Annotated in this window: 23 protein-coding genes and 1 pseudogene; 8 read left to right on the forward strand and 16 right to left on the reverse strand. The window is 69.5% G+C overall.

The genetic code is table 11. From position 1 onward, the window contains the following. Positions 1-59: 59 nt before the first annotated feature. The 3 genes from ASH02_RS01710 to ASH02_RS01720 all read right to left on the reverse strand — a co-directional run bounded on the left by ASH02_RS01710 (position 60) and on the right by ASH02_RS01720 (position 2,429). Complete coding sequence (locus tag ASH02_RS01710; RefSeq protein ID WP_156388758.1) at positions 60-1,070, reverse strand: hypothetical protein; 1,011 nt, start codon at positions 1,068-1,070, stop codon at positions 60-62. Positions 1,071-1,079: 9 nt separating this feature from the next. Beyond that, positions 1,080-1,679, reverse strand: coding sequence for a GNAT family N-acetyltransferase (locus ASH02_RS01715; protein ID WP_056684033.1), 600 nt, complete (start codon positions 1,677-1,679; stop codon positions 1,080-1,082). A 75-nt stretch (positions 1,680-1,754) separates the two neighbouring features. Continuing rightward, on the reverse strand, positions 1,755-2,429 hold the full coding sequence (locus ASH02_RS01720) for an SDR family oxidoreductase (protein WP_056684030.1): 675 nt from the start codon (positions 2,427-2,429) through the stop codon (positions 1,755-1,757). A 71-nt stretch (positions 2,430-2,500) separates the two neighbouring features. On the opposite strand from ASH02_RS01720, the gene ASH02_RS01725 reads away from it, so the two are divergent. From ASH02_RS01725 to ASH02_RS01745, 5 genes are all read left to right on the forward strand, one after another. Continuing rightward, positions 2,501-2,851, forward strand: a complete 351-nt coding sequence (locus ASH02_RS01725; protein WP_056685194.1) for a winged helix-turn-helix transcriptional regulator — start codon at positions 2,501-2,503, stop codon at positions 2,849-2,851. Positions 2,852-3,003: 152 nt separating this feature from the next. After that, positions 3,004-3,738 (forward strand): SDR family oxidoreductase, encoded by a 735-nt coding sequence (locus ASH02_RS01730; RefSeq protein WP_056684026.1) that lies wholly within the window; start codon positions 3,004-3,006, stop codon positions 3,736-3,738. Between the two features lie 32 nt (positions 3,739-3,770). Continuing rightward, positions 3,771-5,252 carry a DUF6357 family protein gene (locus ASH02_RS01735; RefSeq protein ID WP_056684023.1) on the forward strand — a complete coding sequence of 494 codons (1,482 nt, stop codon included), beginning with the start codon at positions 3,771-3,773 and terminating at the stop codon, positions 5,250-5,252. A gap of 54 nt (positions 5,253-5,306) precedes the next feature. Next, on the forward strand, positions 5,307-5,873 hold the full coding sequence (locus ASH02_RS01740; protein ID WP_156388757.1) for a hypothetical protein: 567 nt from the start codon (positions 5,307-5,309) through the stop codon (positions 5,871-5,873). A 151-nt stretch (positions 5,874-6,024) separates the two neighbouring features. After that, positions 6,025-6,351: a hypothetical protein gene (locus tag ASH02_RS01745; RefSeq protein ID WP_156388756.1), complete on the forward strand. Its 327-nt coding sequence runs from the start codon at positions 6,025-6,027 to the stop codon at positions 6,349-6,351. Between the two features lie 142 nt (positions 6,352-6,493). Here the strand turns inward: ASH02_RS01745 and ASH02_RS01750 are convergent, their stop codons facing one another. Further along, positions 6,494-6,883, reverse strand: a complete 390-nt coding sequence (locus ASH02_RS01750; protein WP_056684013.1) for a hypothetical protein — start codon at positions 6,881-6,883, stop codon at positions 6,494-6,496. A gap of 78 nt (positions 6,884-6,961) precedes the next feature. Then, positions 6,962-7,552: a hypothetical protein gene (locus tag ASH02_RS01755; protein ID WP_056684010.1), complete on the reverse strand. Its 591-nt coding sequence runs from the start codon at positions 7,550-7,552 to the stop codon at positions 6,962-6,964. Positions 7,553-7,661: 109 nt separating this feature from the next. On the opposite strand from ASH02_RS01755, the gene ASH02_RS01760 reads away from it, so the two are divergent. Beyond that, the gene (locus ASH02_RS01760) at positions 7,662-8,090 is read left to right on the forward strand and encodes a DUF3592 domain-containing protein (RefSeq protein WP_056684007.1); all 429 of its coding nucleotides are present in this window, start codon (positions 7,662-7,664) and stop codon (positions 8,088-8,090) included. 29 nt (positions 8,091-8,119) lie between these two features. On the opposite strand, the gene ASH02_RS01765 is transcribed toward ASH02_RS01760, so the two are convergent. From ASH02_RS01765 to ASH02_RS01775, 3 genes are all read right to left on the reverse strand, one after another. Then, complete coding sequence (locus ASH02_RS01765; RefSeq protein WP_056891695.1) at positions 8,120-8,980, reverse strand: GNAT family N-acetyltransferase; 861 nt, start codon at positions 8,978-8,980, stop codon at positions 8,120-8,122. A 98-nt stretch (positions 8,981-9,078) separates the two neighbouring features. Further along, a complete protein-coding gene (locus ASH02_RS26560) occupies positions 9,079-10,830 on the reverse strand; it encodes a tetratricopeptide repeat protein (protein ID WP_200950096.1) in 1,752 nt (583 codons plus the stop codon). Continuing rightward, positions 10,827-12,017, reverse strand: coding sequence for an ATP-binding protein (locus ASH02_RS01775; RefSeq protein WP_056684001.1), 1,191 nt, complete (start codon positions 12,015-12,017; stop codon positions 10,827-10,829). Before ASH02_RS01775 ends, ASH02_RS26560 begins: the two co-directional genes overlap by 4 nt. 201 nt (positions 12,018-12,218) lie before the next feature. Here ASH02_RS01775 and ASH02_RS01780 point away from each other — a divergent pair, with 201 nt between their 5' ends. Further along, positions 12,219-12,629, forward strand: coding sequence for a helix-turn-helix domain-containing protein (locus ASH02_RS01780; protein ID WP_082563897.1), 411 nt, complete (start codon positions 12,219-12,221; stop codon positions 12,627-12,629). Between the two features lie 25 nt (positions 12,630-12,654). Here ASH02_RS01780 and ASH02_RS01785 read toward each other — a convergent pair whose 3' ends face one another. Continuing rightward, on the reverse strand, positions 12,655-13,242 hold the full coding sequence (locus ASH02_RS01785) for a ClpP family protease (RefSeq protein ID WP_056683998.1): 588 nt from the start codon (positions 13,240-13,242) through the stop codon (positions 12,655-12,657). Next, positions 13,239-13,874, reverse strand: coding sequence for a ClpP family protease (locus ASH02_RS01790; RefSeq protein ID WP_056683996.1), 636 nt, complete (start codon positions 13,872-13,874; stop codon positions 13,239-13,241). The genes ASH02_RS01785 and ASH02_RS01790 overlap by 4 nt, the downstream gene beginning before the upstream one ends. Before the next feature lie 132 nt (positions 13,875-14,006). On the opposite strand from ASH02_RS01790, the gene ASH02_RS01795 reads away from it, so the two are divergent. Beyond that, on the forward strand, positions 14,007-14,426 hold the full coding sequence (locus ASH02_RS01795) for an NUDIX domain-containing protein (RefSeq protein WP_056683991.1): 420 nt from the start codon (positions 14,007-14,009) through the stop codon (positions 14,424-14,426). Positions 14,427-14,452: 26 nt separating this feature from the next. Here the strand turns inward: ASH02_RS01795 and ASH02_RS01800 are convergent, their stop codons facing one another. The 6 genes and pseudogenes from ASH02_RS01800 to ASH02_RS25450 form a co-directional block, all read right to left on the reverse strand. Beyond that, positions 14,453-14,908: a DUF6069 family protein gene (locus ASH02_RS01800; RefSeq protein WP_056683988.1), complete on the reverse strand. Its 456-nt coding sequence runs from the start codon at positions 14,906-14,908 to the stop codon at positions 14,453-14,455. After that, the gene (locus ASH02_RS01805) at positions 14,905-15,936 is read right to left on the reverse strand and encodes an RNA polymerase subunit sigma-70 (protein WP_056683985.1); all 1,032 of its coding nucleotides are present in this window, start codon (positions 15,934-15,936) and stop codon (positions 14,905-14,907) included. The genes ASH02_RS01800 and ASH02_RS01805 overlap by 4 nt, the downstream gene beginning before the upstream one ends. 257 nt (positions 15,937-16,193) lie before the next feature. Beyond that, the gene (locus tag ASH02_RS01810) at positions 16,194-16,661 is read right to left on the reverse strand and encodes a hypothetical protein (RefSeq protein ID WP_056683972.1); all 468 of its coding nucleotides are present in this window, start codon (positions 16,659-16,661) and stop codon (positions 16,194-16,196) included. A gap of 84 nt (positions 16,662-16,745) precedes the next feature. Then, positions 16,746-17,414 carry a methyltransferase gene (locus tag ASH02_RS26855; protein ID WP_056683969.1) on the reverse strand — a complete coding sequence of 223 codons (669 nt, stop codon included), beginning with the start codon at positions 17,412-17,414 and terminating at the stop codon, positions 16,746-16,748. Positions 17,415-17,655: 241 nt separating this feature from the next. Further along, positions 17,656-19,079, reverse strand: a pseudogene (locus tag ASH02_RS27440) (FAD-dependent monooxygenase); the annotation flags it as partial. Between the two features lie 126 nt (positions 19,080-19,205). Continuing rightward, positions 19,206-21,353, reverse strand: coding sequence for a M4 family metallopeptidase (locus ASH02_RS25450; protein WP_082563896.1), 2,148 nt, complete (start codon positions 21,351-21,353; stop codon positions 19,206-19,208). Positions 21,354-21,365: the final 12 nt, after the last annotated feature.

Genomic DNA, 21,365 nt, shown 5'->3' on the forward strand with positions numbered 1-21,365 from the left:
TGGAGCGCTCCGAGGCGCCCGGTCACCCCAAGGACGCGTCCGACGAGGGCAACTCGCGCTCAGCGTTGCTCCCAGATCTCGTTGATCTCGACGAGGTCCTCTGCCTCGACGCCGTCCACCCGGCCCAGGTTGCGGGCCACGTGGTCCATGGAATCCCTGGGATCCCACCCCGCCAAGGGGATCCCGTCGCGGACCACGATCGTGGCGGAGCCGTCGTCGCTGAGGAACACGAGGCGGTACTTGAGGGCGACTGGCTCGGAGAAGTCGTCCACCTGGTTGCGTGGGTGGCCCTCCAGCATCTCCCCGTCCTGCCCCGGCGTGCAGGTCCATCCGCTCGGGCAGACCTTGGCGCGCTCGGCGTCCGGCACGTAGTAGCCGGTGATCGTGATGCCGTCCTCTAGCTCGACGGTGGCGCCGATGCTGCCTTCGCCGTACTCACCGGCGTCGACCTCAAATGCAGCCATCCTGTGCTGGGTCTGGTGCACCGTGGTCAGGTGGTGGGCGATCGTCTGGGGCGTCCGTTCGGTGGGCTCCTCGGCCCAGCCCGGCACGTCGACCTCGGTCAGCTCCGTGGTCGTGGTGGTGCCGAACCGTTCGTCAGTGACGATCGCGACCATGTCGTCGACGTCCACACCGAGGTCGAGGTCTCGCGGGTCGGCGGTGATGGAGTCGCCGGCATAGTAGGCGACGTTGACGCCTTCATCGGATGCGAAGGTGACGATGACGAGGCCGGGGTCCTCCTCCGGTTCCTCGTCCTCCCAATAGAGCTGTACGTCGCCGGCGTCAGTGCTGATGGTCGTGCAGGTTCCGCGGTCGTCGCAGGGCTCGTCCCCTGATCCGGGGTCCTCCTTCACGCCGACGCCCAGCCGCTGGTGGCCGTTGTCGAACTCGATCGATGCCCCGATGTCACCGTCCTCGGTCGACCCTTCCACAAGTGTTGGCTCGATGCCGGTGTGCTCGAGGGCCACGGCCGCCAGGGCCTCGGGGGTCGCCGTCACCTGGTCGTCGTCGTCGCATCCGCCCATCAACACGAGCGCCGCCATCGTCATCCCCGCCATGACCCGATTCATGGGCCGACCTTAGCTGCGGGGCGTGCTGGCCAGTTCTCGCCGCACAACTCGCCGCCGGAGGGTGGGCGTGGCCACCACCTCGTAGCCGGCTTCCACGAAGACCTGCACCAGCCCGACCGACGCCTCGTCCCAGATCACCGATTTACCGGGCGGTGGTTCGATCGGGTAGCCCTCCAGGACACGGGCGCCGACCTGCTCGCCGTACTCGACGGTGGCGTGGGCGAGCTCATAGGTCAGCCCCGACTTGCGGAAGCCCTTGCGTACGACGAAACAAGTGACGGACCAGACGCCCTCGAGCTCGGGATCCATCCGCATCCATGCCTGCTTGCGGCTCCACAGCCTGGGGTAGTTCTCCCGCGGTTCGACGGCGACCCAGCCGGCCGCCTCGCCGTCGACGTACCCGATCAGCCCGGACGTCGGCCGGGTGGTTCCGCAGGCGGTCTGCTCCAGCAGGGCCGCGTCCCTCTGATCCTGCGTGGTGTCGCGCCAGATCCAACCGGGCACCTTCATCGCCTGGCAACGACATTTGCCGGCGCCTCCCGTGGCGAACAGCGCTTCGACGTCCTCGGTCGTCGCTTGGTTTGCCGGGAGCCAGGTGAAGTCGGGCATCTGGCTACAGTCACGTGGCAGGGCGACCGAGCGCAAGACTCTGCCCCAACATTGAGGTCTGGCTGAAGAGTCGCGTCAGCGTCGGCCGCCGTCGACGTGGATCGTCTCGCCGTCGACGTACGGCGAGCGGATGAGCCACAGCGCCGCATCGACGACGTCGTCCAGCTCGCCGTGTCGGCCGACAAGGGTCTGGCCGGCCGCCCCCGTGAGGAAAGCCGGCTTCGCTTCTCCCTTGGCGTCCCACGCGCCGCTGTCGATGATGCCTGGCGCGATCGCGTTGACCCGCACGGGCGCGAGGTTCGCGGCGAGGTGGCGGACGGCGTAGTCGACCGCTCCGTTCGTGATCCCCTTGACGATCGACCCGGGTCCTGGCCGCCAGCCGACGACGCCGGCGAAGAGCGTCATCGACTGACGGATCTCGAAGTGCTTCGCGACGAGGATCGGACCGATCACCTTCGCCTCGAACGCGGCGACCATCCGGTCGCGGTCGAGCCCGGCGACCGGAGCATCGTGGGGGAGGGAGCCGAGGGTGACGACATGGTCGACGGCACCGATCTGCGCGGAGGCTGCGGCGATCGTCGCCTCGTCCGTGAGGTCGAGGCGTACGGCGCCGTCGATCGCCAGTGGATCGCGAGCGCCCACCGTCACCACCATGCCAACTTGTCGCGCCCGCGTTGCAATGGCCGCGCCGATGCCCCGTCCGCCGCCGATCACGAAGAGTGTCTGTCCGTCCAGTTCTCGTTGAGTCATGACCGTGACGGTATGCTTTGGATACCGAGTTACTGCAAGGGAACTGGAGAACGTCGGTGGGCTACAACGTGATGTCTCGCACCTGTCCCTCCCGTGTCGTCCTGCACCGCATCGGCGCCCGATGGACGGTCTTCGTGCTCAACGCGCTCGAGCACCAGCCGTTGCGCTTCGTCCAGATCAAGACGCACATCCAGGGCATCACCCCAAAGGTCCTGACCGAGACACTGCGCACCCTGGAGCGAGACGGGCTCATTGCTCGCACCGACTTCGAGGAGAACCCGCCTCGCGTCGAGTACGAGCTCACCGTGCTCGGCCGCTCGCTGTTGGAGCCGCTGCGCGCCGTACGGCTCTGGGCCGAGGAGCACGTTCCGGAGATCCAGGCGGCGAACGCAGTGGCAGCGATGGAGCCGGATCGTCGCTGATCGCGATCGACGCCGCCGGAGAGCTGTTTGTCAGGGCCTCGACGCGGAGTCCGATTCTCGCCAGCACTTCGACGTCCGCCCGCGTTGACTGAGGACTCCACGGCCCTTTCGGCATTCGAGACGGCCACACCATCCAGGGATGGAGAACTCTCATGACGATCGCCCTCGTAACCGGCGCCAGCCGCGGTCTGGGCCTCGCCACTGTCAGGACCTTGGCCAAGAACGGCACCTGTGTGCTGCTTGCGGCCCGGGACGCAGGCAGAGCCGAGGAGGAGGCTCGGTCGCTGCGAAGCGAAGGCCTCGACGTCCGTGGAATCCAGCTCGACGTCACCTCGCACGACTCCATCGCATCGGCCGTTGCCACCATGACCGCCGTGCACGGACGACTCGACGTGTTGGTCAACAACGCCGGCATCCTGCCCGAGGCCACCGACGACGAGGCGCACGAGTTCGCCAATCCCGAACTGTTCCTGACCACCTTCACCACCAACGTGTTCGGAGCCGTCGCCGTGACCGAGGCGTTCCTCCCGCTCCTACGCCGTAGCCCGATGGGCCGCATCGTCAACGTTTCGAGCACCATGGGCTCGCTGAGTGACCAGACTGACCCGGGCTCGCCGTTCTATGAAGTGGTTGTCCCGGCCTACCAAGCATCGAAGGCGGCCCTCAACAGCGTCACCATCGCGCTGGCCAAGAGGCTTGCCGAGACCCCGATCAAGGTGACCTCGGTCTGCCCGGGATTCGTCCAGACCGACCTCACTCCCGCCAACATGGAACAGGCGCCGCTCACGCCAGCTGAGGCCTCGCTGGTGGTCGCGCATGCCGCGACCCTCCCCGACAATGCCGAGTCCGGCACCTTCATCGACCACCACGGAGCCGTTGCCTGGTGAGAGGCCGGGCTCCGATCAACCAGACTGGTCCCATGAGCGAGGTCGTGTACGCCGTCGAGGCGCAAGGCTGGATCCCCAAGGTCATCCGCGAAGGCGACCAACTCCAGCTGAAGATGGGCGTCGACTTCAACCGCGGCCATGACATCCGTGAGTTCCACTTCGCGCTGACCGAGCAGCACCTCGCCGTCCTCCGCACCAGTCTCGCCCGTCACCTGATCCTGTGGTGCGTGCTGCAACCCCTGGCCGAGCACGCCGGTCGAGAAGACCGCAACGGCAAGCCGAACAAGAAGGAGTCCGCCCGCGCGATCGACGTGGTGCTGCTCGGCACCGACCAACAGGTCGAGGCGTACGTCGCCGCGCAGGGCCTCACGTCGTACCAGCTGCAGAGCCTGATCGCCCACGGCGGTGATCCGACACTGATCGGGAAGGGCCGCCTCTTCGAGGCGCTCGAGGGTCGGGTGCAGGTCGCGGCCGACTGGAGGAACGTGCGGGAGTACTGGGCCGACGAGGCGCGGGCCGAGGAGGGCGTCCACCTGGCCGAACTCGACAAGGCCGTCCTGTACTACACGAACCGGCGCGAGACCTGGAGCGGTCTCGGAGGTCGTCGGCCGGAACAGGTGCCGGCCGAGATGCTGGAGGCGGTGCTGGCCCTCGTCCGTGACGCAGAAGGGGCGACCGCCGACCTGGAGCCCACCGCTCCGCTCGAGAGATGGCAGGACGTGGTCGGCCCTGCGCTCCGCGCCACGAGGCCAGAGCTCCTCGACGAGCCGATCCGTGCCATCGCCTCGCTGGTGCGCAGCGAGGCACCGGACCGCGCGTGGAGGCAGCGGCAGATGCCGGCGCTGGGTGACATCGAGCGCCATCTGCAGCTGCACGTGTACGACGCCCAGCAGCTCGCCCTGATCGCGGAGACCACACCCGAAGCCAGTGCCCGTCCTTGGGTCGAACACGTCGGCGGAGAGCTCTTCGTCGGTGTCGATCGCCGGATCGCCTTCGCGACGTACGAGGCCGTCACCGAGGACGACATGGTGCTCTGGGAGGACCAGGAGCAGGTGACCTTCGCTCAGCTCATCGCGGCCGGAGTCGCGAAGGCCGAGGTCGGCAAGCACGTCGCGCGCGACGGCACCTGCTGGATCAGCCACGCCGACCTCGCGGCCGCCGTACTGGTGGACCCCAAGGTCCGCGCCACGATCATCGAAAGCTCGCGCCTGCCCATCACCTGGCCGGAAATCCACACCCTGGTCCCCAACGGGGACCTCGTGGTGGCCGCGCTCTCGCGGCTCCGGTTCGTGATGACGGGCAGTCGCGACGAGGACGGAATGCTCGCGATCCTCAAGGCCGCGCGCGAAGCGATCACGTGGGGCCGTGACCACATCAGCCCGCACCCCCTGGTGTGGCGCCACGGTCAGTGGTTGCCGTTCGACTGGGCAGCGGAGTTCCCGCACCTGGCTGACCGCATCAAGGAAGTGAACGTCGCCTACGCCGATGCGTGGCTCGACGCCGCCACGCAGTAGGACGTCGCGAATCGAGCACGTTTGGACCCGAACAAGATGGACATTGTGCGCATCATGGATTCTTCTTCATGGGCGGCGCCCGAGGGCATGTCGCAGGCCAAGCACAACCTCCGGCTGGGCCTGGCCCTGCTGTTGGTGCTCAGCTTCCTGGGCCTTGTGCTCGGCTGGTTCTTCACCATCGACAACGAACGGAAAGAGTTGCGCAGCCTGCCCGAATGCGCGGGCAAGGCGACCAGCGAGTGCCTCGAGATCCGGCCCGGCACGTTCGACTCGGCGACGATCAGTCGTTATGGCAAGACCAAGTCGAAGACCCACCACTTCGAGACCGAGAACGGCGACCGCGACGGAATCAAGCTGAAGATCGCCCGCCACTCGGGCCAGTCGCTCGAGGACGAGGTGGTCGGCGGCATCTTCGTCGACGGTGACCTGGTCGGCCTCGAGAGTGAGGACGGCCACCGCACCTGGGGCGAGGCCGGCTGGCTGGCGCTGCCGCCGCTGTGGTTCCTCGGCGTCGCCGCCGTGCTCGTGCTGATCATGGCGGCCTGCGTCAAGGCACTCAACCGGATCAACGCGGGCTTCACCACGCAGACGCCCGACGAGCCGTCCCTCGAACACGACTAGGCGCCCGCTCGCACCAACCTGCGGGGCCGAACTGAGGGTGCCCCGTCTCCCGCATATTGGGCATGCGCAGCGCCCTCGGCCGGTGGTTCGCTGGCCTAGGCGGGCTCCGCGCTCCCATGTGGCGCCCTCTCGGTCTAGGGAAAGGCAACTCATGCGTACCAGCCGAATTCTTGTCACGACCGCAGCCATGGGCGCGGCCCTGCTCCTCTCCACCGGACCCGCGACGGCGGGCGAGGTCACCGGCAACGGCGGCGCCACCCAGGGTCCGGCCCACGCCAACTCCATCTGCACCTTCTCCGGCCTCGCCGACGGCGGCGAGGGCGAGCCCGCTGGTCCGGGCAACGTGCAGAACTGGGGCCACTCCAGGGAAGCGTTCGGCGCGACCCCCGCCGAGCGCAAGGCTTCGGGCTTCCAGCCGGGCGACTCATGCAACGGTCACTCCGGCTTCCTGGTCAGCGAGCCGTCCGGCACGCCCTGAGCGTCGCAATCAGCTCGCCCGGTCACGCTCGTCGTGGCCGGGCGAGGCAGGCGCACTCCGCACGGACAGTGAATCGGCCATCGCCGCTGACCTCGTCGCGAACGTCCGTCACGCCCGAGGTCAGGCGGTCTCGGTGCCTGCGTCAGTCGAAGCGGGGGCGGAGTCCGTCCCGGAACTCGTTGCGGTTCCGCGGGGTCATCTTCCAACGCGTCTCGTCGGCGTCCTCGATCGACACGGTGTACTTGCCGGACCCACGGTCGAACTGCACGAGCACCTGCACCGGCCGCGCCTCACCCGGTTGGTAATGACTGTCCGTGTAGGCGTCCACCGCCGGCCTGACCGCCCCGGAGTCAGAGGCCACGGCCGAGATGGTGCCGTCGGGCGAATAGAGAAAGCCGTGCGCCTCGTTGAACTCGCCCCCGGGGAACTCGAGGATCATCGCCAACGACTCCCACCCGTCCCAGTCGACGACGGGACCTCCCATGTGGTCGACGAGTGCCCGGATGAGCTCGGCCGTCACATTCTCGGACATGGGTTCCTTCGGATCTGCTCGACGATGCTCGATGTGTGGCACATCGTAGGGTCCGGTGTTGCCTCGTGCGGCTGGACCTCAGGCAGGCCCCACCGTCTTCACCATGACACAGTTCTTCAGGCCCTTGGGCCGGTCGTACGTGAACCCGAGCCGCTCATAGAGGCGACGGGTGCCGTTGTAGAGGAACGACGACGACATCTTCTTGGTCTGGTTGGTCAGATCGTGCGGATAGCTCTCCACCAGTCCGCCGCCGGCCTGCGCAATCAGGTCGAGGGCGCCGGTGATGGCCAGTTCCGTGACTCCCGCGCGCCGGTGCCGCTTGTCGACGAAGACGCAGGTGATCCGATAGTCGGGGTCCGTGGTCTTGGTGGCGTCGTACTGCTTGCGGTGGTGCAGGGTGGGTAGCTCGACGGGCGTGCCGTACTCGGCCCACGCGATGGCTTCGTCGCCGTCCATCACCAGTGCGGCGTGAGCCTTGCCCTGCTCGACGTAGGCCTTCTTCAGTGCACGGTTGGCGTCGGCGCCCTGGCCGCGCTCGGGCCCGTCAGGGTGGAACCAGATGCACCAGCAGCCGCCGAAGATGCCGTTGTGTCGCTGGACCAGCGCGTCGAAGGCCGGCCACGTCTCGGAGCTGAGTGGCGCGATGGTGTACGACGGCTCGGCGGCCATGCCGCACACCATATCCCCGTGGCGTCCGGACAGGTGGCGGTGATCGGCCCGCGCGATCCGGCCTGCAATCTTCGTCCTACGCTTGGACGACGCGGCGAAAGGAGCGGACATGGGATCCGACGACCTTCCGGAGTGGGCCGGCTTGTTGATCAGCGTGATGCTGATGGCGCCCTTCCTGATCGTGCTTCTCATCTACCTCCGCCACCAGCTGCGGCGCAGGACGTGGTCCCGTGCCGAGGCCACCGTGACGGGCAGGAGGACCGAGAAGTCGCGGCAGGGTGACGGCTCGGAGACCACCACGACGACCGTGACCTATGCCTTCTCGGATGCCAACGAGACGGACCGGACCGGCACTGCGGTCAATCCCTCCGGTGATCCACGAGGCGGAGACCGCCTCCAGATCATGTACGACCCGAGGAACCCCGATCGGAGCAAGGTGGTGGAGCTGCGCCGGATGTATCTCGTGATCCTGGCGGTCTTCTTCGTGATGTTCGCCCTCGGAGTCTGGTCAGTGTTCACGTCCCTCGGGACGGCGTGATTCGAGGGAACCGGCGTCGAGACGATCGGTCAGGGCGTGGCCGACGTGTCGCCGTACCACGTGGTCGTCGAGGTCGGAACAAACCCGACGCCCCGGTAGGTTGCCCCAGCGGCCTCGGACCCGAACGAGATCTTGATCCGCTCCATGCCCCGAGCGGCCAGTCGCGCGACTCCCGCCGTGACCAGCGTCGAGGCCAACCCACGTCGCTGGAAGTCGTCCTCGACCCGCACGGGTTCGACCAGCCCGACCAACGTGGCCGGGTCGGCCCAGAACAACGCATATCCCGCTGTCTGACCGTCGGCGCTCTCGACCGCGAGATCGAGCTCAGGGTCGTAGAGCGTGCACTGCCCCAGGCGCTGCACGACACCTTCACCGGCGCGTTTGAGCAACGGATGCCGAGCCTCCGTGCGTTGGCTGCGGTCGACGACGGTGAAGCCATCGGCCGGAGCCCTGACCTCTCCGCGCTCGTCGGCGCGGAGCCAAGCCGTGCTGTCGGTGTATCCCGCGGTGAGCCCGGCGTCCGCGACCAACCGGCGCAACGCCGTGTCGTGATCGTCGACCGGGATCTCGAATCCGCCCGGTGCGTGGGCCTGCCCGATCTCGAGAGCCGCCGCGAAGACGGTTTCGATCGGGAGAGCGCCCGGCACCACGATCGGGTCGATCTGGCAGCCGTCACCGTCGGCCGAGATCAGCACGCCGGCGACCGGGCCGTCGTCATCGAGCCAGAACGGCCTCTCGACGTCATCGGAGCGGCTCGGCTTGCGCCACCACCACTGCACGTCGGCGGCCTCCCAGAGCCCGCCGTCCGGGTCGGCCAACCTGCGACGTTGCAGCAGCAGGGAGGACAACTCCAACGCCTCGAGCCCCGATGCCCTGATCTTGGTCACCATGCGGTCAGGCTAGAGGCTGGCGCCGGGTCGTGCCCCTCAATGACGTGCGCTCGGCCGCGGCCAGCTCGGAAGCCGGGCCAGCGCCGATCACGCCTCGCCTACGGCTGCTCGCGCATCTGACGCAGCCGAGCCAGGTTCGGCATGGGACACCAGGCGCCGATCTGCGGGTGGTCGATGGTCACCCCGACGACGCCACTCTGGCCGAACGACATCGCCCAGTCGAGCGCTGCGGGCAGGGGTACGGCGAGCAGGGGGACGGAGGCGCCCTCGGCAACCAGACCGCCGGAGTCGGCGGCGACCTGTGCCCGGGTGGCGCTGCTGAAGACGGCCAGCATCGGGCCGTCCGGTGACGTGAGTGCGTAGGGCCGCGGCTGTTCCGGCGTACCGCGGTTGATGAACACCCAGCGGTCAAGTGCCGACACTGCCTTCCACAGCTCCACCTGGGGCTCGACGGCACTCGGCGCGGCCAGGCAGGCGGCGTTGAGCCGGTCGAGCTCGGCCAGCACCTCCGGGCTCGGGTCGAGCGGGGGAGCCGTCGGTTCCACGTCGTCCACGGGCTCCTCCGTGGACGGTCCCGCCTCGGGTCGAGCCAGCGGCCGCGGGTCACGGCCACCGAAGGCTGCAACGCGATCCCAGAACCAGTCGGCCAGCTTGGGTGCGACCGTGACGTCGTCGACACCGGCACGGCGGACCACGACGCTGTCGATGGTCGCGATCAGGTAGCCGCCGTTGTCGTCGGTCATCACCTGCGAGAAGTACTCGGCGATCTCATCAGCCTGCCACTGCGGCCAGGCCTCGGGGTCCGCCTCGATGGCTTCGTCCATCGCGTCGATCTCAGCGCTCGACATCAGCCGGAAGTCGCCCTCGACTCCCCACAATGCGCCGGTGCCCGGCTCCTGGCCGTCGTGCCAGGCGGCGATCTCGCGTTCGCCCGCGGACTCGCGAGCGCCCTGCTCGTCGAGAGGCGGGCGCAGTGCGGCGGCGAGTTCGGCGGGCAGCACCGGATCGAGCGCTGCCAACGAAGAGTCGATGTCGGTGCCGAGCAGCTGGTCGCGCATCTGGGTCCAGGCCATGTCGATCACGCCGGACGCGTGGATCTCGGCGAGCGTGACCTCACCCTTGTCGACGATGGCGCGCCACTTACGGATCAGGGTGAGCACGCTCTCGGCCACGCCGTCCATCGGATCGGCGCGGAGCAGACGCAGGGAGAGTTCCTCGGCTTCGTCGAAGCGCCCCTCGTGCACATAGGACCAGGCCAGCGGTCCGCCGATGAACTCGGAGGACGCGTCTGCCCGGATCGCCTCTTCGGCGGCCGGGATGAAGCGCTCCGGCGGTGCCCAGCTCTGCAACAGGTTGATCGCGCGCTTGACCAAGGCATCGGGCAGCAGCTCGGCGTTGGTGCGACCGCACATCGCGGTGCCCTCGTCGAGCAGCCGCCAGCCGGCCTCGAGGTCCCCGGACATCGCCGTGGCGGCACCGAGCTCCATCACGTCGAGCCAGGACTCCTGGTCCTCGCGGAGCGCGATCTCGGCCCACTTGCGGGCCTCGTCGTAGTTGCACTCGTACTGCTCGAGGTCGCGCAGCTTGCGGACGACGTCACCGAAGAACCGGTCGCGCTGACCGGCCACCTGCAGCAGCAGCTTGCGGGCCTCGTCAGTCTCACCGCACTCCTTGAGGTGAAGGGCGAGCAGGATTCGGGTGCCGTTGCGACCCGGCTGTTGTGCCAGCACGCGCGAGGCGAGGCGGGCGATCTCGGGGTGCGTCGGCTGAGCCTCGAACAGCTCCCAGGCCAGGTCGACGTCCCGCTCGATCGGGTCGACGGTCGCGCCGTCCTTCTTGCGCCACTTCATCGCATTCCTCGCTTCACTCGGTAGGCCCGCACCTGGTCGAACGTGCCGTCGTCGACGCCGTACTCGAGAACCGGTGCCACCTGGTCGAACCACGCCGTCGTCGACGGCGTGACCTCGGATGCCGCGGCCAGTAGCGCGTCGGTCGTCACCGGGCAGACGCTGCCTGCCCGCATCGACGCGCTGAGTGCCTGTTGCAGGGCCACCTTCACCACGGACGCGATGTCGGCGCCCGAGAAGCCCTCGGTCGCGGCGGCCACCTTGGCCACGTCGACGCCGTCGGTCGGCTTGTCCTTGAGGTCGCCCTGGAGGATCGCGGCCCTGGCGACCGTGTCGGGCGGCAGCACGAGCACGGTCTTGTCGATGCGACCGGGGCGGCGAAGGGCGGGGTCGATGTCCCATGGCCGGTTGGTCGCCGCCAGGAAGTAGACGCCGTCGTTCTGGCTCGACACACCGTCGAGCTCCTCGAGCAACTGCGTCACGATCATCCGCATCGACTGCGAGCCGCCGCCGCCGGACGTACGCCGCCCACCGAGCGCGTCGAACTCGTCGAAGAAGATCACGCAGGGCGCGGCCGCCCGCGCATTCCGGAAGACGCTCTGGATCGCCTTCTCGCTGTCCCCGATCCACTTGCTCAACAGGTCGGCAAGGGTCACGTGGATGAAGGAGGCCCCGAGGTCACCCGCGATCGCGCGCGCGATGAAGGTCTTGCCGCAGCCCGGAGGGCCATACATGAGCAGGGAGCCGCCGGGCGTCTGTCCGAAGGCCGCAGCAAGTTCGGGGTTGCGCAGCGGGGCGAGGAACGTGGCGTCGAGATGCTGCTTGACCTCGGTGAGGCCGGCGACGTCGGCCAGCGTCACGGCCGGTCGCTCGGCGTCCCACATGCCGGGTTCCTCCGCCGTCTCGTCATCGAGGTCGGCCGTCGAAGGAACCGGGATCGGAGCAGGTGCAGCCGGCTCGCTGGGCGGTGCCATGGCGCCGCCCCGGATCCGGGCCGCCATCACCCGGGCCCGCAACACGCGCACGCGGGCCGGGTCGCCCCCACTGGCCTCGAACGTGGTCAGCTCGTCGGCGGCGCGGTCCGGGTCTGCCTGCAGCAGCAGGGTGATGAAGTCCTCACGCAGCGCGAGGTTCTGCGGGTCGCGGCTCACCTCGGTCTCGATCACGTCGAGGAAGTCGTCGTCTGCCATCTGTCTGTTGCCCTCCGGTCATGTGTGGTCATCGGGCAACGTTCCCCGAACTGCGGCGGCCAATCCTCCCGCAGACCCACTCTTGTGCGATGGCACGGCCCGCGGGGACTGGCCACGTCGCTCATCACGTTGATGGTGAGCGCGTTCTGCCCTGAGCAGAACCCGGGCAGGGTGCGCGGAGGCAGTGGCTAGCATCGCGACATGGGTCACCTGTTGCCGCTGCGTACGCCGTCCGACCGCCCCGACGTGCGCGCGCCGGGACCCCGCACCGCCGACCCGCGCACCCATGAACCCCGCACCCCCGAACCGCTGTGGCGCGAGGTGACCGGCGAGCTGCTCCGCGAGCGTCGACACATGCGTGGGGAGAAGCTGAGCGAGACCGCCAGCCGCGCCGGCATCTCGACCCAGTACCTCTCCGAGGTCGAACGTGGTCGCAAGGACCCCTCCTCCGAGGTGCTCTCCGCGGTGGCCGGTGCACTCGACCTCACCCTGCGCGACCTGGCCGTCGCGGCCGCGCGCCGGTTGTACGTCGTACCGGCCGGCCCGATCGGAACGGCCTCGATCCGGCAGGACGTCGGGGCCCTCCGCGGACCCCTGGCCCTGGCCGCCTGACCTGCGCCCGGTCCCTCGAGCCCGGTCACCTGCGACTGATCACCTCGTCGGCCAGTCCGTAGGCGACGGCTTCCTCAGCGCGGAAGATGCGGTCGCGGTCGGTGTCGCGCCGCAGTGTCTCGGCATCCTGACCGGTGTGCTCGGCCAGCGCCTGTTCCATCTCCTCGCGCACCCGCAGGATCTCGTCCGCGGCCAGGATCAGGTCCGGGATGGTGCCGCGGCCCTGGCCCGACGGCTGATGCAGCATCACCCGGGCGTGCGGCAGCACGGTCCGCTGCCCCGGTTCGCCGGCTGCGAGCAGGAGCGCCGTACTGGAGAAGGCCTGTCCGACGCAGGTGGTCGCCACCGGCACCCGGCAGAAGCGGATGGTGTCGTAGAGCGCGAAGGTCGCGGTGATCGAGCCGCCCGCCGAGTTGATGTAGAGGTTGATCGGGGCTTCGGGGTTCTCGGCCTCCAGGTGCAGGATCTGCGCGATCAGGGCGTTGGCCACCCCGTCGTCGATCTCCGTGCCCAGATAGACGATCCGCTCCTCGAGGAGGCGGCTGTAGACGTCCATCACCTTCTCGCCTCGCGGCGTACGGCTGACCACGTTGGGGATCGTGTAGGTGCTCACTGGCCGTCCTCCTCGGTCGGGTCGGTCGGTCGCAGCCCCGTCGTACGACGGACGCGTGGGCGGATCTGGCCGAGGTCCGTCACCAGGTGGTCGAGGCAGCCGTAGTCCCGGGCCTCCTCCGCAGTGAAGACGTGGTCGCGCAAGGAGTCCTCGAAGACCTGCTCGGGGGACTTGCCGGTGCGCTCGGCGACGATCCCGATCACGGTGTCGCGCATGTGGCGCAGGTCCTCGGCCTGCAGCTCGATGTCGACGGCATTGCCGCCGATGCCGGAAGAGCCCTGGTGGAGCAGCACCTTGGCGTGTGGCAGGGCGTACCGCTTGCCCTCGGCGCCGCAGCACAGCAGGAACTGGCCGGCGCTGTAGGCCATGCCCAGCACGACGGTGGAGACGTCGTTCGGGACCAGGCGCATGGTGTCCGCGATGGCCAGCATGGCGGTCACCGAGCCGCCGGGGGAGTTGATCCAGAGGCTGATGTCGGTGGTCGGGTCGTCTGTCGAGAGGAGCACGAGCTGGGCGCAGAGCATGGCGCCGATCTCGTCGTCGAGTGGGGAGTCGAGGAGCAGGATGCGTCGCCGGAGCAGGTCTTCGGCGGTGCGCTTGCCCAGGACGAGGGGTCGGTGTTCTTCGGTCATGCTCCGAGCGTGGCTCCGGCGACACGGTGACAGAAGGGCGTGCCGCCCACAGCGGATCTGCCCTCAGCGGATCCGCCGAGAGCGGCACGATCCGGCAGCCATGACCGCCCGGGCCATCGGTAGCGTGGCAGCGTGACGAACCACGCTGCCGACTCGAGCCACGACGACCTCCATCGGATCGTGTGCGGGCTTCTACGCCGTGGGGGTCGCGGCCTGTTGGTGCACCGCACCCCGGCGCGTCGTTGGTACCCCGATTGCTGGGACCTGCCCGGCGGTCACGTCGAGCAGGGCGAGACGCCTCAGCAGGCGCTGCGCCGGGAACTGGCTGAGGAGCTCGGCGTCGAGGCCGTGGTCACCGGGGACCCGTTGGCGCACATCCAGGGCAATGACTTCCGGATGGACGTCTGGGTCATCGACTCGTGGAGTGGGGAGCCGACCAACACCGACCCGACCGAGCACGACGCCCTGGCGTGGCTCAACCACGCCGAGACGGCCGCGCTCGCCCTGGCCCATCCGCATCTGTCGGCGTTGCTCGAGGCCGCTCTCCGCTGATCGGTCCCGGCCCTCCGGCGGCGGCCTCAGACGTTGCGCGGGCGGAGCCCCCGCACCAGACCGGGGATCATCACGGTCGCCGCGACGAGGTGCAGGACGACGAGGGCGACGATCGTGCCGGTCGAGCCCCCGGAGAGGAACGGCGGGACCATCGAGACCAAGGTCAGCGACACGGCGGTTCCCATGAACGACTCTGCGGGACGCGCGCTCACACGCAGAAGAGCGGCCGCGATGACCACACCCACGAGCGAGAACGCACCGGTCACCGCGGCGACCCCGGACAACGGGATCGTCTCGCCACCGTCGTGGATCTCGAAGTCGACGCCCAAGGCCCGGGCGAGTGCGGCGGCCAGGGTGGTGGCCGCCACCGCCAACAGCGTGGCGACGAGTCCGGTGCCGGCCAGCCGACGGAGCCCTCTCGTGCGGTCAGTCCGTCCCGGCTGCAACCCCGCGTCGAGCCCAGGGTCCTGCACGCCGTTCATGACAGCCCGCCGGTGTTCGGTTCGTCGTCCGACGGCAACCGCTCCGCCAGCCCGAGCTGCGGGAACTGGTCGTCGTGGAAGGTGAAGATCTCGGTGATCTCCCCGCCGGTGATGCGCAGCACGTCGATCGTCAGCGGCAGGTAGGCGCCCTCCGATTCCCGCCACTCGTAGAAGGCCACGGCCGGCTGGCGGTTCACGGACGTGGGCACACCGCGCAGGCCGGTCATGCCCTCGAACCCGTCCTCGACCCAGTTGCTCACCACCGCGTCGCGGCCGACGTACAGGCCCGGGGTGGGCGGCATCGAGCAGCGGACGTCGTCGCGGAGCATGGCTGTGAGCGCCTCGATGTCGGTGGCCACGCTGGCCTCGGTGAAGCGGCGCACCAGCTCGCGCGTCCCGGTGTCCTCCTCGCCCCCGGTCCAGTCCTGCCGGTCGGCGGGAAGGTGCGCCCGCATGCCGGCCCGGGCCCGCTGAAGCGCGCTGTTCACGGAGTTGACGGAGTCGCCGAGGAGCTTCGCGACGTCCTTGGCCGGCCAGCCGAGCACGTCGCGCAGGATCAGTACGGCCCTCGGCCGCGGCGTGAGGTGCTGTACGGCGACCAGGTAGGCCAGCTCGATCGTCTCTCGCGCGACGGCGACGACCTCGGGCTCGTCCGCGTCGTCCGCACGCAGCTCGTCGAGCAGCCGGTCCGGGTAGGGCTGGAGCCACAGCACCTCGCCGCCGGTCGCGGCCGCCGGGCGGCGCTTGGCCAGGAGGTCGAGGCAGGCGTTGGTGGCGATCTTGTAGAGCCACGCCCGTAACGTCGACCGGCCCTCGAACGTCTCCCTGCGTCGCCAGGCTCGGAGGAACGTCTCCTGCACGGTGTCCTCGGCGTCCTGGAACGAACCGAGCATCCGGTAGCAGTGCACGTGCAGCTCTCGCCGGTGCCGTTCCGCCAGCCTCGTGAACGCCGGCTCGTCGATCTCGTCCAGAGCTGTCCCGCCCGGTTCGCCCATGCCGATCTCCTTCAGTCCCGTGTCCACACTCATCACGGCATCCTTCTGCCTCGTCGTGTCCCTGTCACAGGTGTGACGGGTCCGGCGCTGAGAACTCATCACCCTCGTCGTCGTGCCCGGTGAAAACGGTTGCGCAAGTGCGTGTGGTGGGTGCCCGACTTCTCCGTCGCGTCGTACGACGACCGCCTGCGCGCCCTCGACGCCCGGCTCCGCGACGCGAGCCGTTCGTCGCGCACTCGACTCGTCACCTGTTCGAGGCACGTCGCTGAGGGCAAGCCGCCCGACGCGTGTCAGTTCGCGGGCGCACCCCGGGATGCCGAGGAGCGCTGCTGGTCACGTGCGAACGCCTGCGGGACCTCCCGGCGTACGACGACCGCGAGGGCCACACCCGTCAACCCGGCCAGGGTGAACCAGATGTCGGCACCGAGGCTGACGAAGCCGGTCTCCCCGGCCGCGGCGTCCCACACCAGCGCTGGCACCCCGCGTCCCAGGGCCAGACCGGAGCCCACCATCGTCAGGAGGGTGAGCCTGCGGGTGAGACGTTTCGGGAGACCTCCGTGGGCCAGCATCCAGGCGACGACCGCGGCGCCGTACATCAGGAAGCCCGCGAGCAGGTCGTAGGCGAGGAACCACGGGCGTTCGCTGATCGGCGCGAACTGCGAGTCGAGGCCGCCGCGCCACCCGGAGGCCCAGGCGACGTGCACGCAGGCGAAGCCGAAGCTCCACAGGGACAGGAAGATTCCGAGACGAGTTCTCATGCGTTCCAGCCTCGTCGGCGCCGTCGAGCGCCGGCATCAGGGATCGCCCCCTGTCACCCCGGAATCATGAGGGCTCGCCCGGACTCAGCGAGCGTGCCGGACCCTGAGCCAGGTCTGGGCTCCGAAGTTCAGGGCCGGGTTCCGCGCCTCGCCTGCCACCAGGCCGCGCGCCTCGCACGCCTTGGTGATCCATCCGAAGTCGTGGGCGATGGTGCCGGACTCGTCCGACTCGTGGCTCCGCCCCAACCACTCGTCGCCGTCGTAGTCGGGGCGCTCGGCAGAGGCCGGGTAGTACGACGCCATGAACGTCGCGTTCGGCGCCGACGTGGCCACGAAGCCGTCGAGCATCACCTCGATCTGGGGCTTCGACGCGTGGCTCCAGATCGAGCGCGCGACATAGAAGTCGAATGTCTCGTTGAAGTGCGCCATCGAGAAGTCGTCGCGGTGCGAGAAGGTCGGCCGCTTGGCAGCGACCATCTCGGGACCGAGGAGTACGTCGACCCCTGCCTCGAGCATCTCGCGGTTGGGCTCGATGCCGTAGTAGCAGCCGGGGTCCAGGAGCCGGACCAGCCAGTGGCCGGCGCGCAGTGAACCGCAGCCGATGTCGAGCACCTTGGAATCGGGGTTCAGGCCGTGGTGGAGCAGGGTCATCAGCTGCTTGCGCCCGGCATGGGCGAAGCTCTTGCGGGGCCCGCCGAGGGTGACCCCGCGCGCGATCAGCTCTTCTGCAGCACTGGTGAGTGAGTCCGACATGGAAGCAACCTCATTGCCTTGGGGGCGTGTGGGTGGTCCGCTACAGGCTGACACAGCGATGGGAACGAGCGGGGTCTCACGCGCCCGGCAGCTCGGTCGGGCGCCGCTGCGCCGCAGCACCCTGCGACACGTCAGGCCGGACCGCACCACCGCGTCAGTGAGTCGTGCAGACCCGCGTCCGTCCCGCCACCCACGGCCTCCGTCCCGCCACCCACGGCCTCCGTCCCGCCACCCACGGCCNATCCCGCCACCCGCGGCCCCCATCCCGCCACCCACCCAAGCAACGTGGCCGTCCGGCCGGATCAGCACACCGCTCGGCGGCGTCACCTCACCGATCACCGGCAGCTCCCACGGGCCGCTGCTCTCGGCAACGACCAGGCGCACACGGTCGGCCCAGGGACCGAGGTCGACGCCGCCCGGGGTCCCGAGGTCGAGGAGCACCGGCCGGGCGGCGTGCAGCAGCTCGAAGACCCGGACCGGTCCGTCGGGAGTCTCGAGGTCGAGGTCGGGCATCCGCCGACCGAGCAGCGGGTGCCCGTCCCCGAGGTCGTAGTGGACGTCGAGACCGGAGAGCAGTCCGGCGACGTGCCGGCGCGGTTCGTCCATCGCCACGAACTCGTCCATCAGGTCGTTCACCGCGACGTGGCGCGCGTCCTGCTGCTGGAGGAGTCCCATCACCATGGTCTGCTTCAGCGCACGGGCGGTCGCCGGGTGCCGCTCGGCCCGGTAGGTGTCGAGCAGGCTCTCCGGCGAGACGCCCTTGACCACCTGGGCGAGCTTCCAGCCGAGGTTCACGGCATCCTGGACGCCGAGGCCGATGCCCTGCCCGCCTGCGGGATAGTGGATGTGCGCGGCGTCCCCGGCCAGCAGCACCCGCCCCTCGCGGTACGACGCCGCCTGGCGCGTGGCGTCGGAGAACCGCGAGATCCAGGTCGGGCTGTGCACGCCGAAGTCGGTGCCGAAGACTCGGTGCAGCGCGGCCCTCAGGTCGTCCAGGGTCGGCTCCGTGGCGGGCCCCATCTGGTGCTCGGTGGTGATCACCCGGAAGGTGCGCCCGTCCTCCATCACCTGGAGCCCGTGGATGCCGCTCTCGTCCGTGCGTACGCCGACCGGCGGTTGCTCGCCGACCTCGACCTCGGCGATCAGCTTGGTCTGCGTGGCCTCCGAGCCGGGGAAGTCGATGCCCGCGGCCTTGCGGACCACGCTGCGCCCACCGTCGGCCCCGACGAGGTACGACGCCCGCACGGTCGCGCCGTCGGCCAGCCGCACGTCCACCCCGTCGGCGTCCTGGACGAAGCCGGTGACCTGGCGACCCCGCTCGACCTTGACCCCGAGCTCGTCGACCCACTCGGCGAGGATGCGCTCGATGTGGTTCTGCCACAGCCCCAACGTGTAGGGGTGGCGGGTCGGGAAGTCGCTGACGTCGAACATCGCGCTGCCGGCCGCAGCACCTTGATAGGTCTTGCCGGCTTCCAGGAATCGACCCGCGATGCCGCGTTGGTCGAGGACCTCGATCGTCCGCGCATGGAACCCGCCGGCCCGCGAGCCCACCAGCTCGGCGCTCGGCCTGCGCTCCACGACCGTCACGTCGACGCCCGCCAAGGTGAGCTCGGCGCCCAGCATCATGCCCGTCGGGCCGCCGCCGGCCACGATCACGTCAGTCATTCCTGCCCCCTCCTCGGCGACCACCGTGGGCGCCGAGCGGACAGTGTGCGGCACCACCGGGGCCTTGCCGCAAGCCCCCCACTTCGCTATACCTTGGAAGGGAGGGGCCGTACGGCGGAAGGGCGCCTACCTCCAGGAGATCTCGTGGACGTGGGAGTCACCTGAGCGGAAGACCAGGTGGCCCGAGCCGGCGACGTCGTCGATGAACATGAACGGGTCCGATGCCGAGGGCGGGGCCGCGGAGTTGGCCGTGACGTCGCCGTGGCCGGGCGCCTGGCCCGGGGTCCACCACACTTCATGCAGGTGGCCGTCGGAGCGGCGGTAGACGACGCTCTTCACGTTCCGGGCGCCCCAGTGGACGGTGGTCGGTCGGCCGGTGGCGAGCGGCGCCCCCGCCGACGCGGTCACGTTCCAGCCCGACACGGGCGCGGCACCGACCCAGTAGAGCTCGTACACGTGTCCGTCGACGCCCCGATAGACGACCTGGTGGGTGTCGGTCTGCGGCACGTAGTAGGCCACCGGGTCACTCGCGGCCTTCGGCGTCCCCGCGGTGCCGGACAGGTCGTCGAGACCGCTCGGACCGTCCTTCCAGTAGACGCTGAGGATCCGGCCGTCGACGGCCCGGTAGACGACGATGTTGGTGCCGTCCGGTGTGACGTACGGCGCCGGGTCGCCGGCCGCTTTCGGCGCGCCGATCGTGCCGGTCAGGTTGCCGCCGTAGTTCACCGGCGCCACCCCGACCCAGAACAGCTCGTGGAGGTGCCCGTCTCCACCGCGGTAGACCACGTGGTGGGTGTCGGACTCGGCGTGGTGGTAGCCGATCGGGTTCCCCGCCGCGGACGGAGACCCGGCGGTGCCGGACAGGTCGTCCTGACCGACCGCGCCGGTGGACCAGTAGAGGGAACGGACAGAGGCGTTGTTCGCGCGGAACGGCAGGATCACCGTGCTGCGGCCCTGGTCGACGTACGCCCGCGGTTCACCGGTGGCGTCGCGGGCACCGGCGAGGGCGGTCAGGTCGGACGTCCCGGTGCCGGCGGCGGCGTCGCGCCAGAGCTCGTGCAGGTGCCCGTCGTCGTCGCGGAAGGCGACGTTCTGGGTCTTCAGCCCGGTCACCACCACGCCCGCGGGGGTCGAGGACGAACCCGCCGCGCGGTGCTGCGCCGTGCGGTCCACGTGCCGGTTCCACGGCACGCCGATCCCTACCGTCGCCCACGCCGTGACGCACGCGGCAGCCACGTCGTGGCCGAACAGCGCGAACGCGTGGTCGGCGGTGAGGGCGGCGAAACGGTCGAAGCGGGCGTTCGAGTCGAGGGCGTCGTCGGTCGCGGTGGCGTACCAGACCCGGCCGGCCTGGTCCCACGCGTTGCCGCCGAGTGCCTGCGCGAAGAGGGCGAACGCGCGGTTCGGGATGCCGGAGTTGATGTGCACGCCACCGTTGTCGCTGGTGGTGACCACGAAGTCGTCCATGTGGGCCGGCTGCGGGTCGGTGCCCAGCACCGGGTCGTCGTACGCCGTGCCGGGCGCGATCATCGACCGCAGGGCGACCCCGTTGATCGTGGGCCCGAGGAGGCCCTCGCCGATCAGCCAGTCGGCGGTGGCCGCGGTGTCGCCGGCCAGCCGCTGCTTGACCAGCGAGCCGAACACGTCGGAGAGGTGCTCGTTGAGGGCGCCGGACTGGTTCTCGTACTCCAGGTCGGACTCGTGCTCGGTGACCGCGTGGCTGAGCTCGTGGGCCATCACGTCGACGGCGGCGGTCATGGAGACGAAGAGCAGCCCGTCGCCGTCGCCGAACACCATCTGCTCGCCGTCCCAGAAGGCGTTGCCGAAGTTGTTGTCGTAGTGGGCGGTGCCGATGAGGCTGGCGCCGTCGTCGTCGTAGGAGTTGCGACCGAACAGGTCGAAGTAGAGGTCCCACGTCGCGCCCAGCCCGTCATAGATGCGGTCCACGTCGACGTCGCCGGTGGCCGCGTCACCCTCCTTGCGGACCAGCTGGCCGGGCAGGTCGGTGTCGTGGCCGGCATCGTGGATCAAGCGGTGTTTGCGGATGGGTGCGGCCGCGGCAAGCTCCGCGCGCGCCTCCCTGGTGCGTCGGGCGGTGCCTCGGAGGCCGCGGGTCGAACGCAGCTCCCTGGCCCGTGCGGTCACCGCCAGAGCCTCGCGGGCCCAGGCCCGCTGCGCGTCGGTGCCGTTGCGGGCGAGCTGTTCGAGCATGTACGGCGGGACGATGCACTGGATCGCGTCGTACGCCGAGTCGTGGTCAGGCGTGTGAGTCATGGGTTCCTCGCT

The sequence above is a fragment of the Nocardioides sp. Soil796 genome, from assembly GCF_001429525.1.
In the GTDB taxonomy this organism is placed as follows: Bacteria; Actinomycetota; Actinomycetes; order Propionibacteriales; family Nocardioidaceae; genus Nocardioides.

Coding starts and splice junctions, on each gene's coding strand:
- ASH02_RS01755 (WP_056684010.1), bottom strand. CDS start 7,552: ATGGCCGCCGAGCCGTCGTACACCATCGCGCCACTCAGCTCCGAGACG.
- ASH02_RS01715 (WP_056684033.1), bottom strand. CDS start 1,679: ATGCCCGACTTCACCTGGCTCCCGGCAAACCAAGCGACGACCGAGGAC.
- ASH02_RS01730 (WP_056684026.1), top strand. CDS start 3,004: ATGACGATCGCCCTCGTAACCGGCGCCAGCCGCGGTCTGGGCCTCGCC.
- ASH02_RS01750 (WP_056684013.1), bottom strand. CDS start 6,883: ATGTCCGAGAATGTGACGGCCGAGCTCATCCGGGCACTCGTCGACCAC.
- ASH02_RS01745 (WP_156388756.1), top strand. CDS start 6,025: ATGCGTACCAGCCGAATTCTTGTCACGACCGCAGCCATGGGCGCGGCC.
- ASH02_RS01805 (WP_056683985.1), bottom strand. CDS start 15,936: ATGAGTGTGGACACGGGACTGAAGGAGATCGGCATGGGCGAACCGGGC.
- ASH02_RS01725 (WP_056685194.1), top strand. CDS start 2,501: ATGTCTCGCACCTGTCCCTCCCGTGTCGTCCTGCACCGCATCGGCGCC.
- ASH02_RS01760 (WP_056684007.1), top strand. CDS start 7,662: ATGGGATCCGACGACCTTCCGGAGTGGGCCGGCTTGTTGATCAGCGTG.
- ASH02_RS26855 (WP_056683969.1), bottom strand. CDS start 17,414: ATGTCGGACTCACTCACCAGTGCTGCAGAAGAGCTGATCGCGCGCGGG.
- ASH02_RS01735 (WP_056684023.1), top strand. CDS start 3,771: ATGAGCGAGGTCGTGTACGCCGTCGAGGCGCAAGGCTGGATCCCCAAG.
- ASH02_RS01740 (WP_156388757.1), top strand. CDS start 5,307: ATGGATTCTTCTTCATGGGCGGCGCCCGAGGGCATGTCGCAGGCCAAG.
- ASH02_RS01800 (WP_056683988.1), bottom strand. CDS start 14,908: ATGAACGGCGTGCAGGACCCTGGGCTCGACGCGGGGTTGCAGCCGGGA.
- ASH02_RS26560 (WP_200950096.1), bottom strand. CDS start 10,830: ATGAAGTGGCGCAAGAAGGACGGCGCGACCGTCGACCCGATCGAGCGG.
- ASH02_RS01810 (WP_056683972.1), bottom strand. CDS start 16,661: ATGAGAACTCGTCTCGGAATCTTCCTGTCCCTGTGGAGCTTCGGCTTC.
- ASH02_RS01775 (WP_056684001.1), bottom strand. CDS start 12,017: ATGGCAGACGACGACTTCCTCGACGTGATCGAGACCGAGGTGAGCCGC.
- ASH02_RS01790 (WP_056683996.1), bottom strand. CDS start 13,874: ATGACCGAAGAACACCGACCCCTCGTCCTGGGCAAGCGCACCGCCGAA.
- ASH02_RS01710 (WP_156388758.1), bottom strand. CDS start 1,070: ATGAATCGGGTCATGGCGGGGATGACGATGGCGGCGCTCGTGTTGATG.
- ASH02_RS01765 (WP_056891695.1), bottom strand. CDS start 8,980: ATGGTGACCAAGATCAGGGCATCGGGGCTCGAGGCGTTGGAGTTGTCC.
- ASH02_RS25450 (WP_082563896.1), bottom strand. CDS start 21,353: ATGACTCACACGCCTGACCACGACTCGGCGTACGACGCGATCCAGTGC.
- ASH02_RS01780 (WP_082563897.1), top strand. CDS start 12,219: ATGGGTCACCTGTTGCCGCTGCGTACGCCGTCCGACCGCCCCGACGTG.
- ASH02_RS01720 (WP_056684030.1), bottom strand. CDS start 2,429: ATGACTCAACGAGAACTGGACGGACAGACACTCTTCGTGATCGGCGGC.